The following is a 9,757-nucleotide window of genomic DNA, read 5'->3' on the forward strand; positions in this document are numbered from 1 at the left end:
ACGAGAAGCCTCGCCGCACGAATGTCATAACAAGAAAGGGTGCGTGACGTGACCACGGCCCAGACCCCCGTTGACCTGGACGTTCAGCCGACTCCGCTGGCTCTCCTGCTGCTCGGCCGCGAGGCCGACCCGCGGAGCGAGCGCGGTGTGGAGTGCCCTGGAGACCTGCCCTCCCCGTCCGACCCGGACCTGGTGGAGCGCGCCCGCGCGGCCAAGGAGAAGCTCGGGGACAAGGTCTTCGTGCTCGGCCACCACTACCAGCGCGACGAGGTCATCCAGTTCGCGGACGTCACCGGCGACTCCTTCAAGCTCGCCCGCGACGCGGCCGCCCGGCCGGAGGCCGAGTACATCGTCTTCTGCGGTGTGCACTTCATGGCCGAGTCCGCCGACATCCTCACCGGCGACGACCAGAAGGTGGTCCTGCCCGACCTGGCCGCCGGGTGCTCCATGGCCGACATGGCCACCGCCGAGCAGGTCGCCGAGTGCTGGGACGTGCTGACCGAGGCCGGCATCGCCGAGCAGGTCGTGCCCGTCTCGTACATGAACTCCTCCGCGGACATCAAGGCGTTCACCGGCAAGCACGGCGGCACGATCTGTACCTCGTCGAACGCGAAGAGGGCCCTTGACTGGGCCTTCGAGCAGGGGGAGCCCGATTCGACAAAGGTGCTCTTCCTGCCGGACCAGCACCTCGGGCGCAACACCGCCGTGCGGGACATGGGGATGTCCCTGGAGGACTGCGTCCTGTACAACCCGCACAAGCCGAACGGCGGCCTGACCGCCGAGGAACTGCGGAACGCGAAGATGATCCTGTGGCGCGGGCACTGCTCGGTGCACGGGCGCTTCTCGATCGACTCGGTCGACGACGTCCGCGAGCGGATCCCCGGCGTACGGGTCCTGGTGCACCCCGAGTGCAAGCACGAGGTCGTCGCCGCGGCGGACGAGGTCGGCTCGACGGAGTACATCATCAAGGCCCTCGACGCGGCCCCGGCCGGGTCGAAGTGGGCGATCGGCACCGAGCTCAACCTGGTGCGGCGCCTCGCCAACGCCCACCCCGACAAGGAGATCGTCTTCCTCGACAAGACGGTCTGCTTCTGCTCGACGATGAACCGCATCGACCTGCCGCACCTGGTGTGGACCCTGGAGTCCCTGGCCGAGGGCAACCTGGTCAACCGGATCGAGGTCGACCGCGAGACCGAGCAGTTCGCGAAGCAGGCGCTGGAGCGGATGCTGGCGCTGCCGTAGGCGCGAAAGCCGTAGAAAGCCCGGAGCCCGGGTCCCACGTGAAGGTGGGACCCGGGCTCCGGGCGTTGCGCTGAAAGGGTCAGACGCCCGCCGGCTCCGGCTCGCCGGACTCGGACTGCGAGGCCTCCGCGGCCTCCGCGGAGGCCGGCTCGGCCGTCACCCCGGCCTTCTTCGCCCGCTTCGCCTCGCGCTTCTTGCGGCGCCGCTCCTTGCGGAGCTCCAGCATCGCGTAGAGCGTCGGGACGAGGAGGAGCGTCAGGAGCGTCGACGTGATCAGACCGCCGATCACCACCACCGCGAGCGGCTGGGCGATGAAGCCGCCCTCGCCGGTGACGCCGAGCGCCATCGGGAGCAGGGCGAAGATCGTCGCCAGGGCCGTCATGAGGATCGGGCGCAGACGGTGGCGGCCGCCCTCGATGACCGCCTCGATCGTGCCGTACCCCTCCTTGCGGTACTGGTTGATCAAGTCGATCAGGACGATCGCGTTGGTGACCACGATGCCGATGAGCATCAGCATGCCGATCATCGCCGGGACACCCATCGGGGTGCCGGTGGCGATGAGCAGGCCGATCGCGCCGGTCGCGGCGAACGGGATCGAGACCAGCAGGATCAGCGGCTGCACCAGCGAACGGAACGTGGCGACCAGGAGCATGAACACGATCGCGATCGCGGCCAGCATCGCGAGGCCGAGGTTCTTGAACGCGTCGTCCTGGTCGGACGTGACGCCGCCGATCGTGGCCTTCGCGCCCGCGGGCAGCTTCAGCGCGTTGATCTTCGTCTGGAGGTCGGCGCTGACCGCGCCGGTGTTGTCACCGGTCGGCCTGGCCGTGATCGTCGCGGCGCGGGCGCCGTCGATCCGGGTCATGGAGACCGGCCCGTCGACCAGCTTCACCGTGGCGATGTCGCCGAGCTTCAGACCGCCGGGGCCCATCGGGAGCTTCTTGAGCTCGTCCATGGTCGTGGCGGGCTTCGCCGACTTCACGACGACGTCGCGCTCGGTGTCGTCGAGGATCGCCTTGCCGCTGGTCGTGCCGCGCACGGCCTGGCCGACGGCCGCGCCGAGCGTGGTGTCGTTGAACCCGGCCGCCGCGGCCTTGGAATTGGCCTTGACCGAGATGCGCGGGACCGACTGCGACAGGTCGCTGGTGACGTCCGTGACGCCGTCGAGCTTGGCGACCTCGTCGCGGACCTCGTCGGCCGCCTTGCGCAGGACCTGGCCGTCGGCCGCCTTCACCACGACGCTCAGGTCCTGGCTGCCGAAGCCGTCACCGGCCGCGATGGTGGTCCGGCCGATCCCGGAGAGCTCACCGAGACCCTTCTCGATGCGGTCCTGGGCCTTCTCGTACGACGCCTTGTCCTTCAGCGTCACCTGGTACGACGCCTGGTTGGTGCCGGTGCCGCCGCCGAACGCCGCCATGAAGCCGGACGAGCCGATGGTGACCTGGTAGTCCTTGACCGAGTCGACGCCGTCGAGCAGCTTCTCGACCTTCTTCGCCGCGGCGTCGGTCGCCGCCAGGCTGGTGCCCGGCTTCAGCTCCTGCTTGATGGACAGGACTTCCTGCTCGCCCTGGTCGAAGAAGTTCGTCTTCAGCATGGGGGCCATGCCGAACGTGCCGACCAGGACCACGACCGCGATGAGGACGCTGGTGAGGCGGCGACGGGTCGCGAAGCGCAGGACGGGGACGTAGATCCGCTGGAGCCAGGACCGCGCCTCCTTCTCCTCCGCCTTGCGGCGCGCCTCCTCCGGGTCGACGCCCTTGATCGCCTTGGGCGGGCGCAGGAACCAGTACGACAGGACCGGGACGACGGTGAGCGAGACGATCAGCGAGGCCAGCAGGGCCGCCGTGACCGTCAGCGAGAACGAGCCGAACAGCTCGCCGACCATGCCGCCCACCAGGCCGATGGGCAGGAAGACGGCGACGGTGGTCAGGGTGGACGACGTGACGGCGCCCGCGACCTCGCGGACCGCCTTGAGGATCGCCTCCTGGCGCTCCTCGCCGTAGCCGAGGTGCCGCTTGATGTTCTCCAGGACGACGATGGAGTCGTCCACGACGCGGCCGATCGCGATGGTCAGCGCGCCGAGCGTGAGCATGTTGAGCGAGAGGTCGCGGGTCCACAGGACGATCAGGGCCAGGACGACCGAGAGCGGGATCGACACCGCGGTGACCAGGGTCGAGCGGATCGACGCCAGGAACACCAGGATGACGAGGACGGCGAAGAGGAGACCGAGCGCGCCCTCCGTCGTCAGGCCGTCGATGGACTTGGAGACCGCGGGGCCCTGGTCGCTGACGACCGTGAGCTTCGCGCCGGTGCCGAGGTCCTTGCGCAGGTCGGGGAGCTTGTCCTTGACCGCGTCGGAGATGGCGACCGCGCTGCCGTCGTGGTCCATGGTGACCATGACCGCGAGGCTGGGCTTGCCGTCGGTGCGGGTGATCGAGTCGGCCTTCGCGGGCCGCTGCGCGACCTCGGCGACGTCACCGAGGCGTACGGGCTTCCTGACGCCCTCGCCGGTGACCATCAGGTCCTCGATCTGCTTCAGGGAGGTGAAGCCGCCGCCGACCTGGACGGTGCGGTTGCTGCCGCCCTCGTCGAAGGAGCCGGCGGGCAGGGTTGCGCCGCCCGCCTGGAGGGACTGGCCGAGCGCGGCCTGGCTGATGCCGGCCGCGGCGAGCTTCTTGTCGTCGGGGGTGACGGTGACCTGGAGGTCGCGCACACCGTCGACGGTGACCTGGCCGACGCCGTCGATGTCCTTGAGGGACGGGACGACGGTCTTGTCGAGCTGGTCGGCGAGCGCCTGCTGGTCCTTGTCGGACGTGACGGCGAGGACGACGGTCGGTATGTCGTCCGTGGAGCCCGCGATGACCTGCGGGTCGACGTCGTCGGGGAGCTGGGCGCGGGCCCGGTTCACGGCCTGCTGGACGTCGGCGACGAGCTGCTTGGAGCCGTTGCCGTAGTCGAACTGGGCCATGATCACGGCGTTGCCCTCGCTCGCCGTGGAGGTGATGCCGGTGATGCCGTCGACCGCGTCGATGGTCGACTCGAGCGGCTCGATGACCTGCTTCTCGACCACGTCGGGAGACGCGCCCTGGTACGGGGCCAGGACAGACACCATGGGCAGTTCGATGGAGGGCAGCAGCTGCTGCTTGAGCTGGGGTATCGCGATGGCGCCGAAGACGATCGCGATGATCGACATCAGCCCGATCAGGGCCCGTTGAGCGAGGCTGAATCTCGACAGCCAGGACATGGTGTGGGTCTCTCTCTGTGGCAGGCGCGGCAGGAGGAGGCCCCGGGCGTCCGGGGGACGCGGGTGCGTCCGAAGACACGTGCGGGGCCCCCTACACCCTCAGTCATGCGCGAGGGCGGATCCGTCGCTCCCAGGTCCCGTTCTTATGCGCCGCATACTGCGCCCGTAGTACGCGGAGACCCCGGCTCACTCCACCCTTGGACGGACCAGGCCCGATTCGTACGCGATTACTACGAGTTGGGCACGGTCCCGCGCGCCGAGCTTGGCCATGGCGCGGTTCACATGCGTCTTGACCGTGAGCGGGCTGACCTGGAGGCGCTCCGCGATCTCGTCGTTCGAGTGGCCACCGGCGACCTGGACGAGAACCTCGCGCTCGCGGGTGGTCAGCGCGGCGAGACGTTCGCCGTGGGCGCCGCCGGGGCGCGCGCCGTCCTCCCAGTCGCCGTACCCCTCGCCCTGGGCGAGGAACTTGGCGATCAGGCCCTTGGTCGCGACCGGTGACAGGAGCGCCTCGCCCGCGGCGGCGATCCGCACGGCGCCGAGCAGCTCCTCCGGTTCGGCGCCCTTGCCGAGGAAGCCTGAGGCGCCCGCGCGCAACGACTGGACGACGTACTCGTCGACCTCGAACGTCGTGAGCATCACGACGCGTACGTGTGCCAGTTCGGGGTCGGCGCTGATCAGACGAGTCGCGGCGAGTCCGTCGGTGCCGGGCATCCGGATGTCCATCAGGACGACGTCGGCCTTCTCGGACTTGGCGAGGCTGACCGCCTCCGCGCCGTCCGAGGCCTCACCGACGACGAGCATGTCGGGTTCGGAGTCCACGAGGACGCGGAAGGCGCTGCGCAGCAGGGCCTGGTCGTCGGCGAGCAGTACTCGAATGGTCATCCGGCGTCCCCCGTGTCCGTGGCGAGGCCCGCGGTGGCGTGGGCCTGGACGGGCAGGATCGCATGGACGCGGAACCCGCCCCCGTAGCGCGGTCCCGCCGAGCAGCTGCCGCCGATCGCGGCGACGCGCTCGCGCATGCCGAGGAGGCCGTGGCCACCGCTGTCGGGCGAGGGCTGCTCGGTGCCGGGCCCGTTGTCGAGGATCGTGACCTCGATGTTCGGGCCTACGCGCACGACGCTGACCTCGGCCTTGGCCTCGGCGCCCGCGTGCTTCTGCACATTGGTCAGGGCCTCCTGGATGATGCGGTAGGCGGCCAGGTCGACGGCGGCCTGCAGACCGGTGGCCCGGTCGGCGCAGGCGACCTCGACAGGCAGGCCGGCGTTGCGGAACGTGCCGACGAGGTCTTCGAGGCGGTCGAGTCCCGGTGCCGGTTCGGTGGGCGCCTCGGGGTCTCCGGACTGCCTCAACAGGCCCACCGTGGCGCGGAGTTCGTTGAGCGCTGAGCGGCTCGCCTCGCGCACGTGCGACAGGGCCTCCTTGGCCTGGTCGGGGCGCTTGTCCATGACGTGCGAGGCGACGCCCGCCTGGACGTTGACCAGGGCGATGTGGTGCGCGACGACGTCGTGAAGGTCGCGGGCGATGCGCAGGCGCTCCTCGGCGACCCGGCGCCGGGCCTCCTCCTCCCGTGTGCGCTCGGCCCGCTCGGCCCGCTCGCGGATCGCGTCGACGAACGCGCGCCGGCTGCGCACGGCGTCCCCGGCCGCGGCGGCCATGCCGGTCCAGGCGAAGACGCCGAGGTTCTCCTGCGCGTACCAGGGCAGAGGGCCGGCCAGCATGGCGGCGCCGGTGAGGACGGCCATGGTGGCGAGGCCGACGCGCCACGTGGTGGGGCGGTCGGTGGTGGCGGCGACGGTGTAGAGCGCGACGACGGCGCTCATCGCGACGGGCGCGCGGGGATCGCCGGTGACGAGTTCGGCCAGGGTGACGGCGGAGGTGGCCGCGAGGACCGCCATGGGGGCGCGGCGGCGCAGGACGAGGGCGGCCGCGCCGAGCACCATGAGGACGACGCTGAGGACCTGGGGTGTGCGGGTGCCCCAGGTGGGGGTGCCGTCACGGCCGCCGTTCGGATCGGCGAAGGAGGCGGCGATCATGCAGAGCAGCACCGCCGCCGCGAGGGCGGCGTCCATGGCCCGGGGGTGAGTCCTGGCCCAGCGTACGAAGGGGGTCACCGGCGTCACGGTATCGCCCCCTCGTCCGTGCGCGGCAGGCCCGTCCATCAGCGGTACGCGCGACGGGCCGCGTACCGCGGGCAGCGGCTCAGCCAGGGATCAGACCGTCGTCGCTGAGCATCTCCCGGACCTCTTCCAGGGTCGCGTCCGGCGACGGAAGAATAAGTTCCGAAGGTTCGAGTGACGCGTCGGGCAGCGGGGTGCCGAGGGAGTGGACCGTTTCGAGCAGGGCGTTGAGCGTGCGGCGGAAACCGGGGCCGTCCCCGTTCTCCATCTCGGCCAGGAGCTCGTTGTCGAGCTTGTTGAGCTCGGTGAAGTGGCTGTCGGCCAGCTCCACCTGCCCCTCCCCCATGATCCGTACGATCATGACGCCCTCCTCGGCGTGGGACTACTGCTTGTCGAAGCGCGGGGTGTCCTGCGGCGTCTGCGTCGGGGACTGCTGGCCCTGACCGCCCTCGATGGCCTGCTGCGAGGAGGAGGAGCCGCCCGACAGTTCGGCCTTCATCCGCTGGAGTTCCAGCTCTACATCCGTACCACCGGAGAGGCGGTCCAGCTCGCTCTGGATGTCGTCCTTGGCGAGGCCGGACTGGTCGTCGAGGGCGCCGGAGGCAAGCAGCTCGTCGATCGCGCCGGCCCGGGCCTGGAGCTGCGCCGTCTTGTCCTCGGCACGCTGGATGGCCATGCCCACGTCGCCCATCTCCTCGGAGATGCCGGAGAAGGCCTCTCCGATCCGGGTCTGCGCCTGGGCCGCGGTGTACGTCGCCTTGATCGTCTCCTTCTTCGTACGGAAGGCGTCGACCTTGGCCTGGAGGCGCTGCGCCGCGAGGGTGAGCTTCTCCTCCTCGCCCTGGAGGGTCTGATGCTGCGTCTCCAGGTCGGTGACCTGCTGCTGGAGGGCTGCCCGGCGCGAGAGCGCCTCGCGGGCCAGGTCCTCGCGGCCGAGCGCGAGCGCCTTGCGGCCCTGGTCCTCCAGCTTGGACGACTGGGTCTGGAGCTGGTTGAGCTGCAGCTCCAGGCGCTTGCGCGAGGTCGCCACGTCGGCGACGCCGCGGCGCACCTTCTGGAGCAGCTCCAGCTGCTTCTGGTACGAGTAATCGAGGGTCTCGCGCGGGTCCTCGGCCCGGTCAAGGGCCTTGTTCGCCTTCGCGCGGAAGATCATCCCCATACGCTTCATGACACCGCTCATGGGCTTCGCGCGCCCCCTTCTGACAGATCCAGCAGACGTCCAGCACCAGCACTGCGACAGAACCCACAGTACGGGTCCTGCCTCTATTACCGCACTGTTCAGGTGCGGATGCGCTCATCCCCAAGGACGACTGCGTCCGGTCCCGCTCCGGCGCAGGGAGTAGGTGTCCCCCTGGGGTGGCCGGTTCGACGAGCACGCGGTGCAGCTGCCGGGAACGCTCAGCAACACTGACGCAGGGTGTTGCCGGATCGTTCCCCACTCGCCTCTGGTCCATGCGCCCGCACCACGTACCCTTGGCTTTTGTGTTCCGTAGCCGATCCAAGGACGAGAAGGCCCAGGCCGCCAAGGCGCCGGTGACCGACTCCACGCAGCCCCGTGACCCGCAGGCCCCCAAGGGCCGCCCCACGCCCAAGCGCAGCCAGGCCCAGACCCAGCGCCGCAGCGTGGCCAATACGCCGACGACCCGCAAGGAGGCGTCGAAGCGGCAGCGCGACGAGCGCCGCACCGCGATGGAAAGGCAGCGCCAGGCGCTCGCCAGCGGTGACGAGCGTTACCTTCCCGCCCGCGACAAGGGTCCGGTGCGAAAGTTCGCGCGCGACTTCGTCGACTCGCGCTTCTGCATCGCCGAGTTCTTCCTGCCCCTGGCGGTGGTCATCCTCGTGATGACCATGGTCAGGATCTCGAGCCTCCAGAACATCGCGCTGCTGCTCTGGCTCATCGTGATCGTGCTGATCGTGCTCGACTCGGTCGTGACGGCGTTCCGCCTGAAGAAGCGCCTGGCCGAGAAGTTCCCGAACGAGCCGAAGAAGGGCGCCGTCGCGTACGCCCTGATGCGCACGCTCCAGATGCGCCGGCTCCGTCTGCCCAAGCCGCAGGTCAAGCGCGGGGAGCGGCCCTGAGCACGGAGGCCTTCTCCGGCGGCGCCGCGGCGTCCTGGCTCGGCAAGCTGAGCGGTCTGCGCAATTCCGTACGCCAGGAGCTCGTGGCCCGGCAGCTCGACGAGCAGCTGGCCGCGCGTTACCCCGTCGGGCAGCGGCTGCGGATCCTCGACGTCGGCATGGGCCAGGGCACACAGGCCCTGCGCCTCGCGCGCGCCGGACATCAGGTGACCGGGGTCGAGCAGGATCCCGGGATGGTCGCCGCCGCGCGGGCCGCGCTCGCCCAGGAGCCCGAGGGCATCCGCGGCCGGGTACGCCTCGTGGAGGGTGACGGCCGTGAGACCGGGGTGCACTTCCTGCCCGGCAGTTTCGACGTGGTCCTGTGCCACGGGGTCCTGATGTACGTCGAGGACCCCGACGCGCTGCTCGCGGGCCTGGCGCGGATGCTGGCCCCCGGCGGCCTGCTCTCGCTCCTCGTGCGCAACGGTGACGCGCTCGCCATGCGGCCCGGCCTCGCAGGGGACTGGCAGGCGGCGCTCGGCTCCTTCGACACGCTCTCGTACCGCAACCGGCTCGGGCTCGATGTGCGGGCCGACCGGCTCCACGCGCTGACCGCGACGCTGGCCGGGATCGGGGCTCCGCTGCACGCCTGGTACGGGGTGCGGGTCTTCACGGACACGGCGGGGGACGACGTGCCCGTGCCGCCGCCCGGCGAGTTCCACACGCTGCTCGCGGCGGAGGAGCGGGCGGGCCGCACGGAGCCGTACCGCCGGGTGGCGGCGCTGCTGCACCTGTGCGGCGTGCGGGGCTGACGGCCCCGGCGCGCGTCCCCTTGAGATGACGTCGCCGGCGGAGGAACTCGCCCGCCACAACCCGGCGACATGGTCTCGGTGGCGTACACGAGGAACGGGCCGAGAAGACGGTCGAGGTCACGCTCGGCGAGATCCAGGACGGACGTATCGGGAGCGAGAGGGGCGGGGGGGCCGGGGGCGGGGCGCGGCGCCCCCGGGGTGGGGGAGGGGGGGGGGCGGGGGGGCGGCGCCGCCCCGCGGGGCGGGGGGCGGGGGGGGGGCTGTCCGCGGGCGGGCCCGGC

8 protein-coding genes are annotated in these 9,757 nt (G+C 70.8%); 3 read left to right on the forward strand and 5 right to left on the reverse strand.

Features of this window, described 5'->3' with window-relative positions:
- Positions 1 to 39: 39 nt before the first annotated feature.
- Entirely contained in the window at positions 40 to 1,242 is a 1,203-nt protein-coding gene (nadA, locus tag ACWFR4_RS02115) for a quinolinate synthase NadA (protein WP_453463438.1), read from the forward strand.
- A 79-nt stretch (positions 1,243 to 1,321) separates the two neighbouring features.
- Here nadA and ACWFR4_RS02120 read toward each other — a convergent pair whose 3' ends face one another.
- The 5 genes from ACWFR4_RS02120 to ACWFR4_RS02140 form a co-directional block, all read right to left on the reverse strand.
- On the reverse strand, positions 1,322 to 4,486 hold the full coding sequence (locus tag ACWFR4_RS02120; protein ID WP_453650279.1) for an efflux RND transporter permease subunit: 3,165 nt from the start codon (positions 4,484 to 4,486) through the stop codon (positions 1,322 to 1,324).
- Positions 4,487 to 4,672: 186 nt separating this feature from the next.
- On the reverse strand, positions 4,673 to 5,371 hold the full coding sequence (locus ACWFR4_RS02125; protein WP_116502510.1) for a response regulator: 699 nt from the start codon (positions 5,369 to 5,371) through the stop codon (positions 4,673 to 4,675).
- Positions 5,368 to 6,600: a sensor histidine kinase gene (locus ACWFR4_RS02130; RefSeq protein ID WP_453650281.1), complete on the reverse strand. Its 1,233-nt coding sequence runs from the start codon at positions 6,598 to 6,600 to the stop codon at positions 5,368 to 5,370. Before ACWFR4_RS02130 ends, ACWFR4_RS02125 begins: the two co-directional genes overlap by 4 nt.
- Positions 6,601 to 6,688: 88 nt before the next feature.
- Positions 6,689 to 6,967 (reverse strand): PspA-associated protein PspAA, encoded by a 279-nt coding sequence (pspAA, locus tag ACWFR4_RS02135; protein WP_453468471.1) that lies wholly within the window; start codon positions 6,965 to 6,967, stop codon positions 6,689 to 6,691.
- A 21-nt stretch (positions 6,968 to 6,988) separates the two neighbouring features.
- Complete coding sequence (locus ACWFR4_RS02140) at positions 6,989 to 7,786, reverse strand: PspA/IM30 family protein (RefSeq protein WP_116502507.1); 798 nt, start codon at positions 7,784 to 7,786, stop codon at positions 6,989 to 6,991.
- A gap of 272 nt (positions 7,787 to 8,058) precedes the next feature.
- On the opposite strand from ACWFR4_RS02140, the gene ACWFR4_RS02145 reads away from it, so the two are divergent.
- Positions 8,059 to 8,685: a DUF3043 domain-containing protein gene (locus ACWFR4_RS02145; RefSeq protein WP_453468472.1), complete on the forward strand. Its 627-nt coding sequence runs from the start codon at positions 8,059 to 8,061 to the stop codon at positions 8,683 to 8,685.
- A gap of 83 nt (positions 8,686 to 8,768) precedes the next feature.
- Positions 8,769 to 9,476, forward strand: a complete 708-nt coding sequence (locus ACWFR4_RS02150; protein WP_453468474.1) for a class I SAM-dependent methyltransferase — start codon at positions 8,769 to 8,771, stop codon at positions 9,474 to 9,476.
- The last annotated feature ends 281 nt before the right edge of the window (positions 9,477 to 9,757 follow it).

This window comes from Streptomyces sp. NPDC055140 (assembly GCF_053607285.1).